At 72.6% G+C, this 22594-nt stretch carries 18 protein-coding genes; 3 read left to right on the forward strand and 15 right to left on the reverse strand.

All coding sequences use genetic code 11. The features are described from left to right. The 5 genes from ACFY1J_RS32830 to ACFY1J_RS32850 all read right to left on the reverse strand — a co-directional run bounded on the left by ACFY1J_RS32830 (position 1) and on the right by ACFY1J_RS32850 (position 4979). On the reverse strand, positions 1–990 hold the full coding sequence (locus tag ACFY1J_RS32830) for a malate dehydrogenase (protein ID WP_390710116.1): 990 nt from the start codon (positions 988–990) through the stop codon (positions 1–3). 384 nt (positions 991–1374) lie between these two features. After that, the gene (locus ACFY1J_RS32835) at positions 1375–2580 is read right to left on the reverse strand and encodes a helix-turn-helix domain-containing protein (RefSeq protein ID WP_390732482.1); all 1206 of its coding nucleotides are present in this window, start codon (positions 2578–2580) and stop codon (positions 1375–1377) included. A gap of 269 nt (positions 2581–2849) precedes the next feature. Then, the gene (locus tag ACFY1J_RS32840) at positions 2850–3320 is read right to left on the reverse strand and encodes a helix-turn-helix domain-containing protein (protein ID WP_390710118.1); all 471 of its coding nucleotides are present in this window, start codon (positions 3318–3320) and stop codon (positions 2850–2852) included. A 323-nt stretch (positions 3321–3643) separates the two neighbouring features. Beyond that, complete coding sequence (locus ACFY1J_RS32845) at positions 3644–4135, reverse strand: DUF3017 domain-containing protein (protein ID WP_390710119.1); 492 nt, start codon at positions 4133–4135, stop codon at positions 3644–3646. Further along, positions 4125–4979 carry a bifunctional methylenetetrahydrofolate dehydrogenase/methenyltetrahydrofolate cyclohydrolase gene (locus ACFY1J_RS32850; RefSeq protein WP_363293763.1) on the reverse strand — a complete coding sequence of 285 codons (855 nt, stop codon included), beginning with the start codon at positions 4977–4979 and terminating at the stop codon, positions 4125–4127. The genes ACFY1J_RS32845 and ACFY1J_RS32850 overlap by 11 nt, the downstream gene beginning before the upstream one ends. 248 nt (positions 4980–5227) lie before the next feature. Between ACFY1J_RS32850 and ACFY1J_RS32855 the strand changes: the two genes are divergently transcribed. Beyond that, on the forward strand, positions 5228–5836 hold the full coding sequence (locus ACFY1J_RS32855; protein ID WP_390710120.1) for a hypothetical protein: 609 nt from the start codon (positions 5228–5230) through the stop codon (positions 5834–5836). 108 nt (positions 5837–5944) lie between these two features. On the opposite strand, the gene purH is transcribed toward ACFY1J_RS32855, so the two are convergent. Continuing rightward, positions 5945–7519, reverse strand: coding sequence for a bifunctional phosphoribosylaminoimidazolecarboxamide formyltransferase/IMP cyclohydrolase (gene purH / locus ACFY1J_RS32860; RefSeq protein ID WP_390732483.1), 1575 nt, complete (start codon positions 7517–7519; stop codon positions 5945–5947). Further along, a complete protein-coding gene (gene purN / locus ACFY1J_RS32865; RefSeq protein WP_390710122.1) occupies positions 7516–8145 on the reverse strand; it encodes a phosphoribosylglycinamide formyltransferase in 630 nt (209 codons plus the stop codon). Before purN ends, purH begins: the two co-directional genes overlap by 4 nt. A gap of 295 nt (positions 8146–8440) precedes the next feature. Between purN and ACFY1J_RS32870 the strand changes: the two genes are divergently transcribed. Further along, positions 8441–9220 (forward strand): hypothetical protein, encoded by a 780-nt coding sequence (locus ACFY1J_RS32870; RefSeq protein WP_390710123.1) that lies wholly within the window; start codon positions 8441–8443, stop codon positions 9218–9220. Positions 9221–9246: 26 nt separating this feature from the next. Here the strand turns inward: ACFY1J_RS32870 and ACFY1J_RS32875 are convergent, their stop codons facing one another. Further along, positions 9247–10965 carry a DUF6350 family protein gene (locus tag ACFY1J_RS32875; protein ID WP_390732484.1) on the reverse strand — a complete coding sequence of 573 codons (1719 nt, stop codon included), beginning with the start codon at positions 10963–10965 and terminating at the stop codon, positions 9247–9249. A gap of 96 nt (positions 10966–11061) precedes the next feature. On the opposite strand from ACFY1J_RS32875, the gene ACFY1J_RS32880 reads away from it, so the two are divergent. Beyond that, the gene (locus ACFY1J_RS32880) at positions 11062–12123 is read left to right on the forward strand and encodes a helix-turn-helix domain-containing protein (RefSeq protein ID WP_390732485.1); all 1062 of its coding nucleotides are present in this window, start codon (positions 11062–11064) and stop codon (positions 12121–12123) included. Positions 12124–12216: 93 nt separating this feature from the next. On the opposite strand, the gene sucD is transcribed toward ACFY1J_RS32880, so the two are convergent. The 7 genes from sucD to ACFY1J_RS32915 all read right to left on the reverse strand — a co-directional run bounded on the left by sucD (position 12217) and on the right by ACFY1J_RS32915 (position 22551). Further along, positions 12217–13101: a succinate--CoA ligase subunit alpha gene (sucD, locus tag ACFY1J_RS32885; RefSeq protein WP_363293756.1), complete on the reverse strand. Its 885-nt coding sequence runs from the start codon at positions 13099–13101 to the stop codon at positions 12217–12219. A gap of 28 nt (positions 13102–13129) precedes the next feature. After that, complete coding sequence (sucC, locus tag ACFY1J_RS32890; protein ID WP_390710126.1) at positions 13130–14308, reverse strand: ADP-forming succinate--CoA ligase subunit beta; 1179 nt, start codon at positions 14306–14308, stop codon at positions 13130–13132. A gap of 433 nt (positions 14309–14741) precedes the next feature. Then, a complete protein-coding gene (locus ACFY1J_RS32895; RefSeq protein WP_390710127.1) occupies positions 14742–16499 on the reverse strand; it encodes a hypothetical protein in 1758 nt (585 codons plus the stop codon). Positions 16500–16674: 175 nt separating this feature from the next. After that, positions 16675–17631 carry a hypothetical protein gene (locus ACFY1J_RS32900; RefSeq protein WP_390710128.1) on the reverse strand — a complete coding sequence of 319 codons (957 nt, stop codon included), beginning with the start codon at positions 17629–17631 and terminating at the stop codon, positions 16675–16677. A gap of 140 nt (positions 17632–17771) precedes the next feature. Beyond that, the gene (locus ACFY1J_RS32905; protein WP_390710129.1) at positions 17772–18950 is read right to left on the reverse strand and encodes a VWA domain-containing protein; all 1179 of its coding nucleotides are present in this window, start codon (positions 18948–18950) and stop codon (positions 17772–17774) included. Continuing rightward, complete coding sequence (locus tag ACFY1J_RS32910) at positions 18947–21406, reverse strand: DUF5682 family protein (RefSeq protein WP_390732486.1); 2460 nt, start codon at positions 21404–21406, stop codon at positions 18947–18949. The genes ACFY1J_RS32905 and ACFY1J_RS32910 overlap by 4 nt, the downstream gene beginning before the upstream one ends. After that, on the reverse strand, positions 21403–22551 hold the full coding sequence (locus ACFY1J_RS32915; protein ID WP_390710131.1) for an AAA family ATPase: 1149 nt from the start codon (positions 22549–22551) through the stop codon (positions 21403–21405). Before ACFY1J_RS32915 ends, ACFY1J_RS32910 begins: the two co-directional genes overlap by 4 nt. Positions 22552–22594: the final 43 nt, after the last annotated feature.

Consider the following 22594-nt stretch of genomic DNA (forward strand, 5'->3'; position numbering starts at 1 on the left):
TCAGATGAGGCCGAGGGAGCGGACCGCCTCGCGCTCCTCCGCGAGCTCCTGGACGGAGGCGTCGATACGGGCGCGGGAGAACTCGTTGATGTCCAGGCCCTGGACGATCTCGTACTTGCCGTCCTTGGTGGTGACCGGGAAGGAGGAGATCAGGCCCTCCGGGACGCCGTAGGAACCGTCCGACGGGATGCCCATGGAGGTCCAGTCGCCCTCGGCGGTGCCGTTGACCCAGGTGTACACGTGGTCGATGGCGGCGTTGGCGGCGGAGGCCGCGGAGGAGGCGCCACGGGCCTCGATGATCGCGGCGCCGCGCTTGGCGACGGTCGGGATGAAGTCCTCGGCCAGCCACTTCTCGTCGTTCACGACCTCGGCGGCGTTCTTGCCGGCGACCGTGGCGTGGAAGATGTCGGGGTACTGGGTGGCGGAGTGGTTGCCCCAGATGGTCAGGCGCTTGATGTCGGCGACCGTGGAGCCCGTCTTCTTCGCGAGCTGGGTCAGCGCGCGGTTGTGGTCGAGGCGGGTCATCGCGGTGAAGCGCTCGGCCGGTACGTCCGGCGCGGCGGCCTGGGCGATCAGGGCGTTGGTGTTGGCCGGGTTGCCGACGACCAGGACCTTGATGTCGTCCGCGGCGTGGTCGTTGATGGCCTTGCCCTGCGGCTTGAAGATGCCGCCGTTGGCCTCGAGGAGGTCACCGCGCTCCATGCCCTTGGTGCGCGGGCGGGCGCCCACGAGCAGGGCGACGTTGGCGCCGTCGAAGGCGACGTTCGGGTCGTCGCTGATCTCGATGCCCTGCAGGAGCGGGAACGCGCAGTCGTCCAGCTCCATGGCCGTGCCCTCGGCGGCCTTCAGGGCCGGGGTGATCTCCAGAAGGCGCAGCTTGACCGGCACGTCCGCGCCGAGCAGCTGGCCGGAGGCGATGCGGAAGAGCAGGGCGTAACCGATCTGGCCGGCCGCGCCGGTGACGGTGACGTTCACGGGAGTGCGGGTCATGGCGTTCTCCGTATGACAGCTGGCGGTGGGGCGTCCCTGCCCCTGGGGTACGGGATCCCCGCCCCGGCTTGTGGCCGGGTGCCCGCCGCGATGATCGATCACGGGTATGAATGATCGATCTCTTGGCGTCAAGAGAGATCCAGCGGTCAGGCTATCGCGCCTCCGGCATCCCGCACGGCCGGGTCGGTGTGGCCCGTCCCACAGAGTGACAAAAGGGGGCGGCCGCCCGTCCGGGAGAGGTGAGACGAAGGCGGCCGCCGGTTGGGGGTACCGGTGTCCGGACTCCCGTGGGGGTACCGTTCGCGTGCCCGGAATCCGGCCGGCCATGCATGCCTCACGGGATCGTTTTCCGGCCGTACTGCTTGATGCCCCCCGTCTGCCCCGCTACTTGGTGCACCCCGTCTGCCCCGACGCCAGCGTGGCGCACGCCTTCGCCTCGGCCGCGTCCTTCACGGCCACCATCGGCGTGTACGCGATGGTGTCACCGGGGGTCGTGATGTCGCCGGTCTCCTTGACCTTGCCCACGGTGACCCGGACCTGGTCCCCCTGCGTGGCCCCGGTGATCCGCCCCCAGGCCGCGCCGCAGGTCTTGCTGTAGCGGACCTCCAGGACGGCCGCGCCGACGGCGAGGGACTTGGCGGTGGTCACCAGGTCGCCGCTGCACCCCATGCTCTCCGCGTCCTTGCCGGTGCAGCCCGCGCCGCTGCACTTGACCCCGGCGGGCAGGCTGGCATTGGTGCTGGCGGACGGGGAGGGCGACTTGGCCGAGCCCTCGTTCTTCTTGTCGCCGCCCTTGGTGAAGAAGAAGACGGCGGCCACGACGACGGCCGCGCCGACGACGCCCGCGAGGAACATCGTCAGCCGCCGTCTGCCCGCGCTCCCCGCGCCGACGGGTCCGCCGGGGCGCGGAGCCTGGGGAGGTTCGCCGTACGGGCCCGGACTGGCCGTGGTCCGGCCGGGGCCGTCCGAGGAGGCCTGCGCCGGTGCCGGCCCCGCGGACTCGGGCGTCGCCGGCTGGCCGGAGGGCTGGCGGCTCGACTGCGACGGGCCCTCGTACCCGGCGAGCCCCCAGGAGTTGGGGCCGCTCGGCGCGGAGGGCTTCTGGGCCTCCTCCCGGGCGTCGGCGTCGGGTGCCGTCGGCTGGGCCGGGATCGTCGGGGACACGCCCGCCGGTCCCGCGATCCCGGGACTGACCGTGGCACTGCCGCCCTTACGGGCCGTCTTGTTTCCGTTGGCGGCGGGAGGTCCGCCGAACTCCCCGAGCGCGGCGCGCGCCTGGGAGATCCGGATCGCCTCCATGGTCATGTCGTGGCGGTTCTCCGAACGGCTCCAGGCGCGTTCGGCGAGCTCCCACATGGTCGTCAGGTGAATGGGATTGGTGCCGGTGACCTCGGCCAGCGCCACGATCGCCCCCTTGGGCGCGAGCAGCCGACCGTTGAGATAACGCTCCCAGGACGTCTTGCTGTAGCCAGTGCGGTCGGCCAGCGCCGCGATGCTCAGCCCGCTGCGGTCCACGAGCCGCCGCAGTTGGCTTGCGAACTCCCTGACCTGCGGATCGAGTTCATCCGGCAAGGCTTTCCAACGAGGCATCGATTCCCCTCTTTCCCCCCTGTTGGTGCTGTTTTGTTGCCCGCGCCTTCCCCTGTGCCGCGTGCGCGTGGTGCCCTCCGCCAGTCCCCGTTCTGGCTACCCACGGGGATGCGTCCCCTAAGGATCGCAGTTCCCGGGAAGGGGGCGCACGGGAGCAAAGGGCCCGTTGGGCATGCACCGTTGCACGCCGACCGCTGCGCGGTCCAACGGACCGTCCCGATGGGACACGTTAGCCCGATTGAGCGGGCAAAGGGCGCTCAGGTCGGCGGTCAGCCGAAGACCACGGCCCCCATGACCACGACGAGGAGCAGGAGAAGCAGGAGTAACACCGCGGACAGCAGCAGGCGTCCGGCCGGGCGGGGCGGCCGCTCCTCCTCCGGCCGGTCCCACCAGGGAAGCGTGGGGTCGTCCTCGTACGCCTCGGTGCCGGCGGGTCCCCCGGAGCGTTCGGGTGCCGTCGCCGGGCGGGGCCAGGCCTTGACCGCGAGTTCCCAGCGCACGGCGTGCCGTTCGGCGTCCGCGCCGGCCACGCCCGCGACCCGGCACAGTGCCTCGACGGCCTGCCGGGGCGGCGGCTGGACCGCGTTGAGGTAGCGCTGCCAGGAGGACTTGCTGTACGCGGTGCGCGCGCCCAGCGCGACCAGGCTGAGGCCGGTGCTGTCCTTGAGGAGCCGCAGATGTTCGACGAAGTGCCGTACTTCCGGCGGGAGTTCGTCCGGCAGCGGCTGCCAGCAGCCCACTGTGCACCTCCTGGCATCCTTCGGCTCTTCGATTCGCCCGCTCTGATCGGTGACGATGCCGGGCGGCCGGTCGGTTCCCGTGGCTGTGACCAGGGTCCGGTCACGTAGCGGAACGGTCACCTCCGTGCCACAGCGCACTGACAGGCGTTGAACAGGGCGTTCCCGCTGCAGGAGGGTGGGTCGTGGCGGCGGTCCGTCCCCGTTCGGGGGAGGGGGCGGGCCTCCGCTGCGGAGCTCCGTTCCCGGGAGCCCGGCCCTGAGAACGACCGTGGCCCGCGCCCCTCGGGGGAGGTGCGGGCCACGGTCGCGTCGTACGGGGGAACCTAGTTCTCCATCGTGAAATGCAGGGTGTCCTTCAGGAACGGGATCTCCAGCCAGGGTTTGGGCTGGGCCATCATCGCCAGCAGGACGATCGCCAGGCCGAGTACGCCATAGGTGACGATGTCCGTGAAGCGGGAGCGCACGGCGAGCATGCCGACGCTCGGCAGGACCCAGCGCATCACCGCACCGGCCAGCAGGGCGGCACCGATCAGCAGGGTCCCGTAGCGGAACAGGTCGAGCGCGGCCAGCAGCAGGCCGATGGCGACCGCCGACAGCACGACCAGCATCGGCCACTGCCGGGCGGGCGCCGGGGCGTCGCCCGGAGCGGCCCGGCCGCCGCCCTCGGGGCGCGCGGTGTCCCGGGTGAACAGCGGGAAGCGGCGCGTGGTCCGCCTCGGGTGGCCCTCGGCGTCCGGCGCGCTGATCGCGTCGCGGACCGTCGGCTCCGCGTCTGCGGGAGCCTTGTGGGTGTGGATGTCGTCCTCAGCCGGCACTGCGCTCCGCCGCCTCGACCACGTTGACGAGCAGCTGCGCACGGGTCATCGGACCCACGCCGCCCGGGTTCGGGGAGATCCACCCGGCCACCTTCGCCACGTCCGGGTGGACATCGCCCACGATCTTGCCCTCGGCGCTGCGCGAGACGCCGACGTCGAGGACGGCCGCGCCCGGCTTGACATCCTCGGGTCGGACCAGATGGGCGGAACCGGCGGCCGCGACGATGATGTCCGCGCGCCTGAGGTGGGCGGAGAGGTCACGGGTGCCGGTGTGGCACTGGGTCACGGTCGCGTTCTCGCTGCGCCGGGTGAGCAGCAGCGGCATCGGGCGGCCGATGGTGACACCGCGGCCGACGACCACGACCTCGGCGCCCTTGATCTCCACGCCGTAGCGGCGCAGGAGGGTCAGCACGCCGTTCGGGGTGCAGGGCAGGGGGGCCGGCTCGTTGAGCACGAGACGGCCGAGGTTCATCGGGTGCAGGCCGTCCGCGTCCTTGTCCGGGTCCATCAGCTCCAGGATCCGGTTCTCGTCGATGCCCTTGGGCAGCGGCAGCTGGACGATGTAGCCGGTGCAGGCCGGGTCCTCGTTCAGCTCGCGCACGACCGCCTCGATCTCCTCCTGCGTGGCCGTGTCCGGCAGCTCGCGCTGGATGGAGGCGATGCCGACCTCCGCGCAGTCGCGGTGCTTGCCGGCGACGTACTTCTGGCTGCCGGGGTCGTCCCCGACCAGGATCGTGCCGAGGCCGGGCGTGACGCCCTTCTCCTTCAGCGCCGCCACGCGGGCGGTCAGATCGGACTTGATCGCGGCTGCGGTGGCCTTGCCATCGAGAATCTGGGCGGTCATGTTCCCATCCTCGCGGATGACGGGCTCCGGGTTCCAATCCGGGGTCCGGACCATGGACACCTCATGATCAATGATGTTGCACTTGCACAACACATAGCGAATGCGGCTGGACAAGTAAGAGCCTGCTAAAGAACGATGAGCACACAGTGCCGCGGGCAGTACCGGGGGGACGGACCGCATCTGTAGAACTTTCCTCCGCACCGTGCCGCGCTGCGTCCCCGCACTTGAGCAACGGAGGAAAAACCGCCATGAGCTTCGGCGACCCGAACAACCCCTACGGCCCGCCGCAGGGCCAGCAGCCCGGTTACCCGCCCCAGCCGCCGCAGGGCCAGCCCGGGTACGGCTACCCGTCCGCTCCCCCCGCCCAGCCCGGCTACGGCTACCCCGCCGCCCCACCGGTCCAGCAGCCGTACGGCTACGGCATGCCGATGGAGATGCCGGGCCTGATCAAGACCGCCCGCGTGCTGCTGTTCATCGTGGCCGGCTTCCAGTTCCTGGCCGGCGTCTTCATCGGCATCGCCGGCGCCGCCCTCCAGGACGGCTCCAACGCCCTGGGCTCCGGTGACGACACCAGCGCGGCGACCGGCGTGATCGTCCTGATCGCGCTGCTGATGCTGGCGCTGGGCAGCCTGTCGATCTTCCTCGGCGTGAAGTTCAAGAACGGCGGCAGCGGCATCCGCATCACGACGATCGTGTACTCGTCGCTGATGATCCTGGGCAGCCTGGTCAACATCGTGAACGGCGCGGGCGGTTCGGCCACCTTCGGCGGCATCATCTCCCTCGCCATCGGTGGCATCGTCCTCGCGGCGATGGTCAACGGCGCGGCCTCGACATGGTTCAACCGCCCGAAGTACTGAGCCGGTACAGCACCACACACAGCCAAGGGCCGTGTCCCACCCCGGACGGGGGGGCCACGGCCCTTGTGCGTTCTGTGCGTTCCGGACGCCCGCGTCGTCCGGCCGTGCTCAGTGGAAGAAGTGGCGCGTGCCCGTGAAGTACATCGTCACGCCTGCCTTCTTCGCGGCCTCGACGACCAGTTCGTCGCGGACCGAACCGCCGGGCTGGGCCACGGCCTTGACGCCGGCCGCGGTCAGGATCTCCAGGCCGTCCGGGAACGGGAAGAACGCGTCGGAGGCGGCGTACGAGCCCTGGGCGCGCTCGGCACCGGCCCGTTCGACGGCCAGCTTCGCGGAGTCGACCCGGTTGACCTGGCCCATGCCGACGCCGACCGAGGCGCCGTCCTTGGCGAGCAGGATGGCGTTGGACTTGACGGCCCGGCAGGCCTTCCAGGCGAAGGCGAGCTCCTTCAGTTCCTCGGGGGACAGCGCCTCGCCGGTGGCCAGCGTCCAGTTGGCCGGGTCGTCGCCGTCGGCCTGGAGGCGGTCGGTGACCTGGAGGAGGACTCCGCCGTCGATGTGCTTGGCCTCGACCCGGTTGCAGGGACCGTTCGGGGCCTTCAGGACGCGGATGTTCTTCTTCTTGGCGAGGGCCTCCAGGGCCCCCTCCTCGTAGTCGGGCGCGACGATGACCTCGGTGAAGATCTCGGCGACCTGCTCGGCCATCTCCTTCGACACCGGGCGGTTGACCGCGATCACGCCGCCGAACGCCGACAGCGGGTCGCAGGCGTGCGCCTTGCGGTGCGCCTCGGCCACGTCCGCGCCGACCGCGATCCCGCAGGGGTTGGCGTGCTTGATGATCGCGACGCACGGCTCGTCGTGGTCGTACGCGGCACGGCGCGCGGCGTCGGTGTCCGTGTAGTTGTTGTACGACATCTCCTTGCCGTGCAGTTGCTCGGCCTCGGCGAGACCGCCGGCCGGGCCGCCGCCGGTGTAGAGGGCGGCGGGCTGGTGCGGGTTCTCGCCGTAGCGCAGGGTGTTCTTGCGCTCGTAGGTGGCACCCAGGAAGTCGGGGAAGACCGACTCGTCGACGGGGGCGTACGAGGAGGCGAACCAGGAGGCGACCGCCACGTCGTACGACGCCGTGTGCTGGAAGGCCTCGGCGGCGAGCCGCTTGCGGGTGGCGAGGTCGAAGCCGCCCTCCTTGACCGCGTGGAGGACGTCGGCGTACCGGGCGGGGCTGGTGACCACGGCCACGGACGGATGGTTCTTGGCGGCGGCGCGGACCATCGACGGCCCGCCGATGTCGATCTGCTCGACGCACTCGTCGGGCGAGGCGCCGGAGGCGACGGTCTCCCGGAACGGGTAGAGGTTCACGACGACCAGGTCGAACGGCTCGACGCCCAGCTCGGCCAGCTGCCGCTGGTGGTCCTCCAGGCGCAGGTCCGCGAGGATCCCGGCGTGGACCTTCGGGTGCAGGGTCTTGACCCGGCCGTCCAGGCACTCGGGGAAGCCGGTGAGCTCCTCGACCTTGTTGACGGGGACGCCGGCGGCGGCGATACGGGAGGCGGTGGAGCCGGTGGAGACGAGTTCGACACCGGCCTCGTGCAGCCCGCGGGCGAGCTCTTCGAGTCCGGTCTTGTCGTAGACACTGACGAGCGCGCGGCGGATGGGCCGCTTGTTGCTCTCGGCGGTGGCGGTCACTGGATAACTACCTTTCGTCCCTCAATGCGATAGCCGTTGCGGGCGATCCGCCCCACGACCTCGACGAGCAGCCTTCGCTCGACTTCCTTGATGCGCTCGTGCAGAGCGCTCTCGTCGTCCTCGTCCCGGACCTCCACCACGCCCTGAGCGATGATCGGTCCGGTGTCGACGCCGTCGTCGACGAAGTGGACGGTGCAGCCGGTGACCCTGGCGCCGTACGCGAGCGCGTCCCGTACGCCGTGGGCCCCCGGAAAACTGGGGAGGAGAGCCGGGTGGGTGTTGACGAACCGCCCGCCGAAGCGCGCGAGGAACTCCTTCCCCACGATCTTCATGAACCCGGCGGAGACGACCAGGTCGGGCTCGTAGGCGCCGACGGCCTCGGTGAGCGCGGCGTCCCACTCCTCCCGTGTCCCGTAGTCCCTCACCTTCCGCACGAAGGTCGGCAGCCCGGCCCGCTCGGCCCGCGCCAGCCCCTCGATGCCGTCGCGGTCGGCGCCTACGGCGACGATCTCGGCGCCGTAGGCCTCGCTTCCGGTGCGCGCGATCTCGTCGAGGAGCGCCTGCAGATTGGTGCCGGATCCGGAGACCAGCACGACGAGGCGCTTGGCCACGGGCTTGGCGGCCACGGTGGGGCCCTTTCTCGGGGGAGCGTCTTACGGCGGCCGGGACCGTACGATCATTTGTGTATTCGTACGAATGCTTCGCGCCCCTGGATACGGGGAAGTCTACGAAGCGGCCGACCGTCAGCAACGATACCGGCACACGGAGCGGGCCCCCACGGGACGGGTGCGTGGCCGGAAGGTAGCGTCTGGGAGGGAGCGGGCTCGGGAACGCGGTCGTCGTGCGGCGCGTTCACCCAGTGACAGCTCACGTCAGACGGGTCGTACCAGCCGTATTCATCTAGGGGAAGACGCTCACTTGATGCCGGACCGCAGCCTGCGACTTCTCACGTTCCCCCCGCAGCCGGCGCTGGGAGGGGAGCGTGGCGCCCTGCTGCGCGAGCGGCCGGCCTCGCCCCCCGAGGCACCCTCGGGCCGGGAGAACGGCGAAGGCGACGGGCAGGGCGGCGCACCGCAGGACGACAACCCGTTCGCGCCACCGCCGGAGGGCAGCCCGGACCGCCCGTGGCAGCCGCGGCGCCCCGCACCGGGATCCTCCGACGAACACGACTCCCCCTGGGGCAACCAGTGGAGCGACCGCCAGCCGGGCCGCTCCCCCGGCGGTTTCGGCGAGCGCCCCAAAGGCGGTCCCGAGGGTCCGGGCGGCGGCCCCGGCCAGGGTCCGGGGCCGGGCATGCGCTGGGACCCCACGGACCCCGCCCAGCGCCGGGCCCGTTACGCACTCCTGTGCGGCATGTGGGCCTTCTTCTTCGCCCTCTTCAGCTGGCCCTACGTGGCTCTGCTGCTCGGCTCCCTGGCCATCTACTGGGGCGTGAGCGCGCTGCGCGCCAAGCCCCGCACCCCGGACCCGGACACCCCCGCGGCCGAGCAGACCGGCCGCCCCCAGACCACGGCGGCCGTCAGCGGCCTGGTCACGGCGTCCCTGGCGCTCGCCCTGGTCGCAGCGACCTTCACGGCCCAGCTGGTCTACCGCGACTACTACACCTGCGTGAACGACGCCCTCACCAACCAGGCCAAGCAGTCCTGCAGCCAGCTGCTGCCGCACGAGCTGCGCGGGCTGCTGGGGACCGGCAACGGCTGACCCCGGGTCGCCCGGCGCCGGGCCCCTCACGCGCTGTCCGCGTCCGGGGCGTCCGGCTGGGCCGAGGCCTCCTTGAGGGCCGCCCAGCGCGCCGCGCGTGCCGCGTCGTCGTGCCAGGAGAGGCCCGGCGGGTCGCCGACCGGCAGGAAGCCGTACGCGGCTTCCGTGTCGTCGACGGGCAGGAAGTCGTACGCGTCCTCTCCGTCGTACGCGCCTTCCGCGTCGTACGCCTCCCTCGTGCCGGGCGCTTCCTTCGTGCCGTGCGCGTCCTTCGTGTCATGCGCCTCTTCGGTGTGCGGCTCGCGCGCGGGAGGCGACGCGGGCTGGGCCGGCAGCCTCCCGGCCGAGACGACCGGTACCGCCCCGGGCTCCCGGGACCGGAGGCCCCGCAGCCGCCAGGCCCGCAGCCGCCAAGCCCGCAGCCCCAGCACCACCGGAACGGCGACGACCGTGATCCAGGCCGCCGTGGCGAATCCCGCCTGCCACCACACCGGACCGAACCGGGCGAGCGCGGCGACCCCGAGCGGCCCGCCCGAGAGCTCGGCGAGCGTCGCGAACGCGAGCGCGCACACCCCGGCCGCCAGCACCGCCGCCCCGGCGGTCCGCGCCGCCGACCAGCCCGGCACCCGGCGCCACGCCTTCCCCGCGCCGTCCCCCGGCTCTCCCCGCCGCACGGCCACCCGCACCGTGAACCACGCCACTGTCACCCCCGCCACCACCGGCACCACCCCGGCCGCCCAGTTCAGCGGCGTGCCGGCACCCGCCACCGGCACCGCCGCCAGCAACGGGAACGGCGGCAGCAGCGGCGCGGGATTCGAGGCGAGCGGATACACCAGGTGCCCGGCCCCGAGCACGAAGCCGGGGCCGAGGGCATAGGCCGCCGACCACACGGCCGCGTTGGGGGCCAGGGCCGCGCACAGCAGCAGGACGGCGAACTGTCCCGACCAGCCCTCCGTCAGCTGGCCGAAGGACGCGCGCGCCGGCCCGCCGTGCCCCACCAGCGACACCAGGAGCAGCAGCGTCCCGCCCCCGAAGAGCACCACCGTCCCGGCACCGGCGGCCCGCACGGCCGCGACCAGACCCGCCCGGCCGACCGGCCCCAGGAGCCGCCGGCGCAGCATGCCCGGCAGCAGCACCAGCGCGCTCAGCAGCGGCTCGCGCGGACGGCCGTACGCCGTCCACACCCCCGCGCCCGCCGCCCCCGTCGCGACGAGCGGCAGGCACACCGCCACCCACCCCCACTGGGGCCGCAGCGCACCGCCGGAGGCGTACAGCGCGGCGCAGACTCCGACGGCGAGATAGCCGAGGACGACGCCCGCCCACGCGGTCCGCGCGTCGATCGGCGGTGGCCCCTCGGGTTCGATGGGCGCGTCCACCGCGTCCCGTGCCGCTCGGTACACCAGCAGCACCGGCAGCACCAGGAGCAGCAGCGGGGTGACGCCCATGGGCGCGGGGGCGCCGGAGAGCGTCTCGACGCGCACCAGCTCGACTCCGTGCGCGAGGAGCCACAGCGCGCCGGCGATGTGCAGGGCGCTGCCCGGCCCGCTGTCGGGGTAGGGGGAGCTGATCCACAGCACCATCACGGGCACGGCGAACGAACCGAGCCCGAGCCCGGCCGCGAGCGCACCTTCGAGAACGCTCGCGCCCAGTCCCGGGGACCGGTCCCGCAACCGGGTGAGCAGGGGTGCCAACGACAGTCGGCGAGCGGTCATCTGGCGAGCGGTCATCTGGGGCACGACCGCCATGCTCCCAACGACACGCGCTTTCCCGTCGTAACGGGCGAACAACCGAAGTGTCGCTCAATATATGTTTATGTACTTTTTCGTACGAAGGGGCGACCTGTGACACAGAGCCCCGAGAGCCCGCTGCCACCGCCCAAGGAACGCCGACGCCTGCGCGAGTCCCGGTCGCTGACGCAGGTTCAGGTCGCCGAGCGGATCGGCGTCAGCCGCGCGACCGTACGCGCGTGGGAGACCGGCCGTACCACCCCGAAGGCAGAGAGACGGGAGGCCTACGCCCAACTGCTGGCGTCGCTCGCGGCGAACGCGGCGGACGCCGTGGAGGACACCGCACCCCAGCCCGTGATCCCCGCCCCGGCGGCCCCCTCCCTGACGCCCGCACAGGCATTCGACGCCCTGTACGAGTTCTGCGCTCCCGCCCTCGTACGCCAGACGTATCTGCTCACCGGGCGGCGCGAGCTGGCCCGGGAGTCCGTGGAGCGTGCCTTCCAACTCGCCTGGCAGCAATGGCCGCAGGTGGCCCAGGACCGCGATCCGGCGGGCTGGGTACGGGCGACGGCGTACGAGTACGCCCTGTCCCCCTGGCACTCCTTCCGCCCGCGCTACCGGCACCCCGAACCACCGCCCGCCGACGCCGGCGACCGCACCCTGCTGCACGCGCTCCTGAAGCTGCCGCCGTCGTACCGCCGCACGCTCCTGCTCTACGACGGCGTCGGCCTCAACCTGCCGGAGACCGCGGCGGAGACGGAGGCGAGCACACCGGCGGCGGCGAACCGGCTCACCCACGCGCGAGCCGCGCTGGCCGAGCACCTGCCCGAGCTGTCGGACCCCGTCGCGCTCCACCGGCGGCTGGCCGAACTCGCCTCCACGGAACGGCTACGGGCGCCGCAGCCGACGACGGTACGGACCGTCGGCGAACAAAGGACCCGGTTCTGGACCCGGGCCGCCATCGCCTTCACGGTCGCCATCATCGGCGCGACCACACTCACCCTGCGCACCGCGCCGACCCAGTACGAGGCACCGCTCGCCCCGGCACAGGCGGTTCGCGGGGTACCGCCGAAGGCCGCGCTGGGTCCGCTGTCCGGCGCCGAGCTGAAGCTGCAGGCCAAGCTGCGGTCGGCGGCGGCCCGCGGACCGGAGAGGGTGCTGCCACTGCCCCGGTGAACCGTGCGCACCCGGCATGCGGAAGGGCCCGCACCCCCGTGAGGGTGCGGGCCCTTCCGGCTGCGATCAGCCGTGTCAGCCGTGTCGGCCGTGTCAGCCGTTCAGGATCTCGCGGGCGAGCTTCGCCGTCTCGGTCGGCGTCTTGCCGACCTTGACGCCGGCGGCCTCAAGGGCCTCCTTCTTCGCCTGGGCGGTGCCGGACGAACCGGAGACGATGGCGCCGGCGTGGCCCATGGTCTTGCCCTCGGGGGCGGTGAAGCCCGCGACGTAGCCGACGACCGGCTTGGTCACGTTCTCCTTGATGAAGGCCGCGGCCCGCTCCTCGGCGTCGCCGCCGATCTCGCCGATCATGACGATCAGGTCGGTGTCGGGGTCGTCCTGGAAGGCGGCCAGGGCGTCGATGTGCGTGGTGCCGATGATCGGGTCGCCACCGATGCCGACGGCCGTCGAGAAGCCGATGTCACGCAGCTCGTACATCATCTGGTACGTCAGCGTGCCGGACTTCGAGACCAGGCCGATACGGCCCGGCTTGGTGATGTCGCCCGGGATGATGCCGACGTTCGACTGACCCGGGGTGATGATGCCGGGGCAGTTCGGGCCGATGATGCGGGTCTTGTTGCCCTTCTTGCCGGCGTACGCCCAGGAGGCGGCCGTGTCGTGCACGGCGATGCCCTCGGTGATCACGACGGCCAGCGGGATCTCGGCGTCGATGGCCTCGACGACCGCGTCCTTGGTGAACTTCTCCGGCACGAAGATGACGGAGACGTTGGCGCCGGTCTTCTCGATGGCCTCGGCGACCGTGCCGAACACGGGTACCTCGGTGCCGTCGAAGTCGACGGTCTGCCCCGCCTTGCGCGGGTTCACGCCGCCCACGACGTGGGTGCCGTCGCCCAGCATGAGCTTGGTGTGCTTCATGCCCGTGGCGCCGGTCATGCCCTGGACGATGACCTTGCTGTCCTTGTTGAGCCAGATAGCCATGGTGTGTTGGTGTCCTCGTCCTGAGTGCTTACTTGGCGGCGTGGGCCAGCTCGGCGGCCTTGTCCGCCGCGCCGTCCATGGTGTCGACGCGCTGCACCAGCGGGTGGTTGGCGTCCGTGAGGATCTGCCGGCCCAGCTCGGCGTTGTTGCCGTCGAGGCGGACGACGAGCGGCTTGGTGACCTCTTCGCCGCGGTCCTCGAGAAGCTTCAGGGCCTGCACGATGCCGTTGGCGACCTCGTCACAGGCGGTGATGCCGCCGAAGACGTTGACGAAGACCGACTTGACGTCCGGGTCGCCGAGGATGATCTCCAGGCCGTTCGCCATGACCTGGGCGGAGGCGCCACCGCCGATGTCCAGGAAGTTGGCGGGCTTGACGTTGCCGTGGTTCTCACCGGCGTACGCGACGACGTCCAGGGTGCTCATGACGAGACCCGCGCCGTTGCCGATGATGCCGACCTCGCCGTCGAGCTTGACGTAGTTGAGGTTCTTCTCCTTGGCGGCGGCCTCCAGCGGGTTGGCCGCGGCCTTGTCGTGGAGCTCGTCCCAGTCGTGGCGGAACTCGGCGTTGTCGTCGAGCGACACCTTGCCGTCCAGGGCGATGACCTCACCGGAGGCGACCTTCGCGAGCGGGTTGACCTCGACGAGGAGGGCGTCCGACTTGATGAAGGTGTCCCACAGCGTGACGAGGACGTTCGCGACCTTGTCGGCGACCTCGGCCGGGAACTTGGCGGCCGCGACGATCTCGCGGGCCTTGGCCTCGTCCACACCGTCGATCGGGTCGATCGGGGTCTTGGCGACGGCCTCCGGGCGGGTGGCCGCCACCTCCTCGATCTCCATGCCGCCCTCGACGGAGGCGATGGAGAGGAAGGTGCGGTTGGCACGGTCGAGGAGGAAGGAGACGTAGTACTCCTCGAGGATCTCCGGCGCGGTCTCGGCGATCATGACCTTGTGGACCGTGTGGCCCTTGATGTCCATGCCGAGGATGTCCGTCGCGCGGGCGACGGCCTCGTCCGCGGAGGCGGCCAGCTTGACGCCGCCGGCCTTGCCGCGACCACCGACCTTCACCTGCGCCTTGACGACCGACTTGCCGCCCAGCCGCTCGGTGATCGCGCGCGCCGCCTCAGGCGTGTCGATGACTTCACCGGCCAGCACCGGTACATCGTGCTTGGCGAAGAGGTCCCTCGCCTGGTACTCGAACAGGTCCACGCGCTTCCGTCCCTATCAGTGATCTCGCGGTTCGTTGGATGCGTGGGCGTGCCGCGAAGGGCAACGTGACGTCCACATGTGTCACTAGGGGGGCGCACACGGTGTCCGAGCGCGCGGCATGTCCGTCTCGCAGGTTATCTCTGCTTGCGGGAGGCCTCTAAATCGCGGGTCACACGTGAGCGGTGATACCTGTCACACGATGCCGGGATCGCTGGCACGGCGTGCCGAAACGGCGAGGCCTCACCGGGCTGGGGTTGACCCGGTGAGGCCTCTGGAGCGGCCCGGAAGGGCCCGGGGCGGCTGATCCCCACCCCAATGGGGACCAGCCGACCCCATCCGTGAGGTGTCGGTCGGACGCGCCGACGGCATTCGGCCGTCCGATACCTCCCTCCCCACGGAGCCGGTCGGGACGGGGCGCCTCAGCTGCCCTGGGTCAGATGCCCTGGGTGCGCCCGTCGTGCACGTTGTGCAGGGTGTGCAAGGTGTTCATGTACCCCGTGTGCCCGACCTGAGACGGGGCCACGGAATCGGCGACACCCGCCGTGCCGTGCACGGCGTGCCCGGCGAGCGGGCCCGCGGCGTGGACGGTGCCGCCGGCCAGGTCCTGCGCGAAGGGCTGGGCCTGCTGGGCGACACCCTGGGCGAACGGGTCGACCTCACCGGCCACGCCGTGCGCGAACGGGGCGACGTCGCCCGTCACGCCGTACGCCAGCGTCGTGGTGCTGCCCGCGACCGGCTGCACCGTCCGGGTGACGGTGTCGACGACGGGCTGAACGGCACCGGTCACCCCGTGCGCGAACGGCGGGACCTCCTGCGCCACGCCCTGCGCGAAGGGACCCACCTGCCCGGTCACGCCGTGCGCGAGCGGCGGTACGGCGCCGACGACGCCGTCCGCGAAGGGGTGGACGTCACCCACGACGCCGTACGCGAGCAGTTGGGCGTCCGCCACCGCCTGTCCGGCGACCGGCACGACCCCGTGCACGGCGGTGCCGGCGACGGGCGGCAGCATGCCCTGCGTGCCGTCCTGGGCGACCTGGCCGACCACACCGGTGGCGTACGGCGGCACGTCGGCGACGACCCCGCCGACGACCGGCCGCACGTCGGCCACGGCACCCGCGGCAACACCCTGTACACCCGTGACGGCGCCCCCGGCGACGGGCGTCACCCCGTGCACGGCAGCGGTGACCACCGGCGTCACGCCGTTCACCGCGCCCGTGGCCACGCCCCGCACGCCCGTGACCGCGCCCCCGGCGACCGGCTGGACCCCCTGGACGGCGTGCCCGGCGACCGGGACGGCTCCGTGCACGGCGCCGGTGGCGACCGGCGGGACGGCCTCGGCGGCCGCCTCGTACGCGACCGGGGTGACCGTGCCGGGAACGGCCGTCATGGTGCCGGTGAGGTGCGCGGGCACGGAGGACACGGAGGCCCGGGCGGCGGACGTGGCGTCGGCGGCCCGGCCCTGGACGCCGGCGAGCGCGCCCTGGCCCGTGCGGCCCGCGGTGGCAACGGTCTGCGCGGCCTTCGTCCGTACGGCTCCGTCGACGCCCTGGGCCTGGCTGCGGGCGGCCGCCCGGGTGGCCTGGAGCTTGGTCTGGGCGGCGGCCAGGGCCTCCTCCACCTCGGGGGCGAAGGAGGACAGCGGGCCGAACAGGTAGTCGATCTCGTCCTGCGGGGAGGACGCGTCGGAGGCGGTGGCCGTCGCCTCCGCCCTCGCCGCCACGTGGTGGGTCGCGGCCTGCGCGGCACGGGCCGCCCGGGCGCCGTTGATGGCCTGGGCTCCCCTGACCTTGGCGGCGGCCGGGACCTTGGCGTCCACGTAGCGGCGGGCCTGGTCGGCGGTGGCGGTGGACGTGCCGGTGGCGGTGTGGGCGGCGGTGGCGGCCGTCTGACCGGCCCCGGCCGCCTTGCTCCGGGTGTCGGACACGGTGGACTGCGCCTTCGCGGTGGTGTTCGCGGTGGTGTTCTGGGTGGTCTTCTGGGCCGTCGAGGTCACGCCGCCGGTGACACCGGTGACCGTGTCCTGCACGTCGGACACGACACCGTCGACCGTGCCGGTGAGCCCGGAGGTCGTGTCGGAGACGGACAGGGACGAGGCGGGCAGCTCGTCGGCGCTGGCCACGGTCGAGCCGAGCGCCCACGCGCCGGTCACTCCGGCGGCTATGACGATGGAACGGCGGATGTTCTTGTTCATGCGTGCGTCAGATCCTTAAGGGATTCCCGGACGTCGGAGCCGCAGGGGCTGCGAGGACGTCGGAAGTGCGACTGGGACTTGGGCCGTCCGGAGTTCGGAGGGGTGTCCGGACGGTCGGGCAGACCTGTTCCGCCCCCGCGCGACAGGTCCACGGCGGGCAGGTGGCCGTGGTGTCCTAGCCGGGGAAGACGGGAATGTCCCGGTGCCTGTCCCGGGTCCCGGCCGCGTCGACGCGCGCGGCGGCACCGGGCGCGAGCCGCACGGGCGCCCGGTCGTTCAGGGTGACGGCGTATGCGTCACCGTGCCTCGGAGAGCCGTTGTCGACCGCCGACTTGCACGGCGCGCCGCCCTGGTCGCCGGTCGGCGCGGGGCTGCTCGGAGCGGTGACGGGGGCCGCGGCGCGATGACCGTCGGCGTGCGCCGCGGAACGCGGTACGGGAGTGGCGGCGGTGAGGTCCGGTCCGTACGCGCCGTTCCTCGCGGGCTTCGGCGTACGGGCCGTTGCGCCCCGGACGTCCTCACCGGACGCGGCAGCCGGCCGAGCCGCCCCGTGCTGCGTCGTCCCGGGTACCGAGGTGACCGGCGCCGGCAGCAACCGGCCGGGCAGCTCGGACATTCCGGGGAGTTCGGGAAGCCCTGGCAGCGAGGGAGTCGCGGGCAGGGCAGGCAGTTTGCCGCGCACCGTGTCCAGTTGCCGCGTCACGGCGCCCACCAGGTCCCCGACCGGCCGCGTGGCACGACGGGTCACGGACGCGACGGCGTCCTGGTCCACCGGGGGCACGGCAGCCGGCGCACGGCGACCGGTGTGCTCGACCGGAGCGGTGACCGGGGCGGTGACCGAGGCGGCAACTTCCCCTACGACACTCTTCGTCGGTGCCTTCCGCGCAGTGGCCCGCACTGCGTCCGTCACGTCCGTCACGGCCGACGACACGGACGCGACCGACGTGGCGGAGGCGGCCGAGGTGGTCGAGGTGCCCGCCGGCGTCCCCTCCGCGGCGTGTGCCCGCTCCCCGCAGAGGAGTCCGAGCGCGAACAGACCGGCCATCAGCAGCCCCAGTTGCAGGGCACGTCGTCCCGCCGCCGTGCGCAACACGCGCACGCCGGTGACGGGCTGGACTGCTGCTGAGGTCAAGAGGGGACGGGTCCTCCCGTGCGGCGGAACACGTGACGAGTTGGCACATCGCGGGCGAGCCCGATCCTCGCACGGCACGCCCGAGGTTGCGCAAGCCCCCCGTTACCGATGGGTACTCATGTCCCTTTTCCCGCCCGACATCACACGGTGTCCGGTATCGGAAGGGGACGCTTCTCGATCGCCGCCGCCATCACGTCCGGGAACAGATCGGGCGTACAGGCGAAGGCAGGTGCCCCCAGAGCGGCGAGCGCGGCCGCATGCTCCCGGTCGTAGGCGGGCGCCCCTTCGTCCGACAGCGCGAGCAGCGTGACGAACTGCACTCCCGACGCCTTCATCGCCGCGGCCCGCTTGAGCATCTCGTTCCGTATCCCTCCCTCGTACAGATCGCTGATGAGCACCACCACCGTCTCGGCGGGCCGGGTGATCTGCGACTGGCAGTACGCCAGCGCCCGGTTGATGTCCGTGCCACCGCCGAGCTGGGTGCCGAAGAGGACGTCGACGGGGTCGTCGAGCTGGTCGGTGAGGTCGACCACGGCCGTGTCGAAGACCACGAGCCGGGTGCTGATCGACCGCATGGAGGCAAGCACCGCCCCGAACACGGACGCGTAGACGACGGACGCCGCCATCGACCCCGACTGGTCGATGCAGAGGATGACCTCCTTCTTCACCGACTGGGCCGCGCGTCCGTATCCGATCAGCCGCTCCGGCACGACCGTGCGGTACTCGGGCAGGTAGTGCTTGAGGTTGGCCGCGATCGTGCGGTTCCAGTCGATGTCGTGGTGGCGCGGCCGGCTGACCCGGGCGCTGCGGTCGAGGGCGCCGGTGAGCGTGGCCCGGGTGCGGGTGACGAGCCGCTTCTCCAGGTCCTCGACTACCTTGCGCACGACGGCCCGTGCCGTCTCCTTGGTGGTCTCCGGCATCGCCTTGTTGAGCGAGAGCAGCGTGCCGACCAGGTGCACATCGGCCTCCACCGCCTCCAGCATCTCCGGTTCGAGGAGCAGGGAGGCAAGGCCGAGCCGGTCGATGGCGTCCCGCTGCATCACCTGGACGACCGAGGAGGGGAAGTAGGTCCGGATGTCCCCGAGCCAGCGCGCCACCGACGGCGCCGACGCCCCGAGCCCGGCCGAACGGTCCCGCCCCGTCTGCGGTTTGTCCCCCTTGCCGTAGAGGGCGGCGAGCGCTCCGTCCATCGCGGCGTCCTGCCCGGACAGCGCGCAGCCGGTTCCGTCGGCCGTGTCGCCCCCGAGTACCAGCCGCCAGCGCCGCAGCCGCTCCGGTGCCGGGTCGGCGCTGTCCACCGCTGTCGGCTCGGTCGTCATGTGCCCACCCCCACGAAGTCGCTGTCGTCGGCCTTCTCCCGCTCGGCCTTGTCGTCCTTGCCCTTCTCCCCCTTGCCCTTTTCCTCCTCGCCCGTCTCCTCCTCGTCCAGGCCGAGCAGCAGCCGGACGAGGGGCAGTACGGCGTCGGCGCGCTCGGTGTCCGGCTCCGGGGCGAAGCCCGGTATGCCGGCCCCCCGGCCGGCCGCCGCGCTCCCCCGCTCACCCGGTCCGCGCCGCACCAGTTCGCCCAGGGTTCTGCGCACCCCCGGCTCGTACGCCGAGAACGTCCGCCGCAGCAGCGGCAGCACGTCCGTGAACGCCTCCGCCGGCACCCCGGTGAGCCAGGCGTCGACCAGGCGGAGCAGCCGCTCGTCGTGGACCAGCAGCATCCCGCCCCCGCCGCCGACGAAGCCCTCGATCCACGCGGCCGCGTCCGGCGGCGGTGTCCCCGGGGACAGCACGAGCCCCATCAGCCGCGCCGCCTCGTCCTGGCCCAGTTCCCCCTCGTCCAGCAGCAGCCGCACGGCCCGCCCCCGGATGACCCCGGGCACCGTGTCACGCCCGGACAGGACGCGCAGCACCGAGCGCCAGCGTGCGCGCAGGCCGCCGGCTCCGGGGGCGGGCGGGTCCTCGCGGCCGTCGGCGGAGACCTCCCCCAGCAGGCCCACCGCCCCGTGCACCTCGTCCACATGACGCCGCATCTCCTCGGCCGCGTCCGCGTCCAGGGCGGCGCAGGCCGGGGGCAGGCCGACGAAGATCCGCTCGGCGAGGCCGGCGGCGACCTCGGCGAGGGCCCGCGTGTCGGTGCCGCGTACATCGCCGTAGCGCAGGGAGCGGACCAGGGCCGGGAGCGCCTGGGCGAGGTGGCCGACGTCGGCGTCGAGGGCCGCGCGGTCGGCGAGCACCCGCATCACCACGGGGAGCGCGTCCGGCAGTTCGGCGAGCAGACAGCGTTCGGCGAGCGCGGTGACCTCGGCGAGGGCCTGCGCGGCCACGGCGTCCGCCTCGGCCTTGGCGGTCGCGGCGCCGAGCACCGTCGTGCCCCAGACCCCGGCTTCGGCGACCCGCACCGACAGCTCCGGCTCCCAGCGCAGCCGCCAGGTCTCCCGGAACGTGCCCGTGCTGCCCCGCGACTCCCTGGGCTCGCCCCAGCCGACGCCCAGCAGCCGCAGCCGGTGCAGCAGCCTGCTGCGTCCGGCGTCGGTCTCCTTGCGCAGGTCGAGCTCCAACTCCCGCTCCAGCGCCTCCGGTTTGAGTCGCAGCCGACGCTGCAGCCGGGCCAGGTCCCGCTGCAACGGCACCGCGGGCGCCGCGTCGGGCACCTCGCCCAGCAGGTCCCCCACCACCAGCCGGTCGTGCACCAGCGCCAGCGGTACGTCGGAGCCGTCGCACATCACCGCACGGACGGCATCGGTCGTCTCGCTCAGCCCGGCCAGCGGGCGGCCCCGCATCGCGGCGAGCGTCTCCGCCAGCCGCACCGCCTCGATGACATGCGCCGAGGACACGATCCGGTCCTCCTCGCGCAGCAGCCCGGCCACCTTGGTCAGCCACCGCTCCACCGGCCGGTCCGGCGCGCCGAACAGGTGCCCGTACCAGCCCGGCGAGTCGATGCCCGCCCCGTACCCGCTGGACCGGGACAGCCTGCGGTGCGTCCACGGCACCCAGGTCATGTCCACCTTGGCCTTGGGCAGCCCCTTCAGCAGGGCCCGGTCGGCGGCGACGGAGACCTTCTGCCGCAGGGCGGGCACGTGCCAGGCCCCGCACACCACGGCCACGGCGTCTTCGAACTCGCGCTGCGCCGCTCGCAGTTGGAGCCGCATATGGGCCTCGCGCACAAGGTCCCGGGCGTGCCCACCGGCGCCGTACGTCTCCCGCAGCGCCCCCATGGCCTCCTCAAGTGCGGCGAACGGCGCGAGCGCCGCGCCCAGATGCTCACCCCTGTGTTCGACCACGTCTTCCCACCAGCGCTCGGGGTCGTCGTAGCCTCCGGACTCGGCGAGCACGGCGATCGGGTCGACGCGCACGTCGGGCCCGGACCCGGGCTCGTCGGTGGCATCGGCATCGGCCCCGGCGTCGCCCCCGGGAGACTCCCCCTCCTCACTCCCCCAGGCGAGCGTGTGCGCGGCCGGCAGGTCGATGAAGCGGGCCGGGACCCCGTGTTCCAGGGACCAGCGGATCGCCACCCACTCGGGGGAGAACTCGGCCAGCGGCCAGAAGGCCGACCGTCCGGGCTCCTCCACGGCGTGCGCAAGGAGCGCGACCGGAGGGCGCATGTCCTCGTCGGCGGCCAGCGGGATCAGCGCGTCGGCCTCGGTCGGCCCTTCGAGGAGCACCGCCCTCGGGCGGGCCGCGTCCAGCGCGGCCCGCACGGCCCGCGCCGACCCGGGCCCGTGGTGCCGCACCCCGAGCAGCAGCGGCCCGGAGTCGAACGCCCGCTCCCACTCGGACCCGCTCACGCGCTCACCTCCCGGCAGGCCCGGTAGAAGTCCTTCCAGCCGTCCCGCTCGCGCACGACCGTCTCCAGGTACTCCTGCCACACGACGCGGTCGGCCGCCGGGTCGCGGACGACGGCGCCGAGGATGCCCGCGGCGACATCGGCCGGCCGCAGTATGCCGTCGCCGAAGTGGGCGGCCAGCGCAAGGCCGTTGGTGACGACGGAGATCGCCTCGGCCGTGGACAGCGTGCCGCTGGGCGACTTCAGCTTCGTACGGCCGTCGGCGGTGAGGCCGTCGCGCAGCTCCCGGAAGACGGTCACCACCCGGCGGATCTCGTCCATGCCGTCGGGCACGGCCGGCAGATCGAGGGAGCGGCCGATCTGGTCGACGCGGCGCGAGACGATGTCGACCTCGGCGTCGGCGCTCTCCGGCAACGGCAGCACCACCGTGTTGAAGCGGCGGCGCAGGGCGCTGGACAGGTCGTTGACCCCGCGGTCGCGGTCGTTGGCCGTGGCGATCAGGTTGAAGCCGCGGACCGCCTGCACCTCCTGGCCCAGCTCCGGGATCGGCAGGGTCTTCTCGGACAGGATCGTGATCAGCGTGTCCTGGACGTCGGCCGGGATGCGGGTCAGCTCCTCCACGCGGGCCGTCATGCCCTCGGCCATGGCCCGCATGACCGGGCTGGGCACGAGCGCGTCACGGCTGGGGCCGTGGGCGAGCAGCTGCGCGTAGTTCCAGCCGTAGCGGATCGCCTCCTCCGGGGTGCCGGCCGTGCCCTGCACCAGGAGCGTCGAGTCGCCGCTGACGGCGGCGGCCAGGTGTTCCGACACCCAGGTCTTGGCGGTGCCGGGCACGCCGAGCAGGAGGAGTGCGCGGTCGGTGGCGAGTGTGGTGACCGCGACCTCGACGATACGGCGCGGGCCCACGTACTTCGGTGTGATCACCGTGCCGTCCGGCAGTGTGCCGCCGAGCAGATACGTCGCCACCGCCCACGGCGACAGCTTCCAGCGGGCCGGGCGCGGGCGGTCGTCCTGGGCCGCCAGCGCGGCGAGTTCGGCGGCGAACGCGTCCTCGGCGTGCGGCCGCAGCGCCTCGGCCGGTTCCTTCACGAGTGCTTCGGCCGCATCGGCTGCCTGTACGGACGTTGCTTCCACGGACACAGTCATGGCTGAGGCCCCCTCCAGCTCGGCCGGTTCGGTCTGTCACCAA

The sequence above is a fragment of the Streptomyces sp. NPDC001406 genome (assembly GCF_042895285.1).
GTDB lineage: Bacteria > Actinomycetota > Actinomycetes > Streptomycetales > Streptomycetaceae > Streptomyces.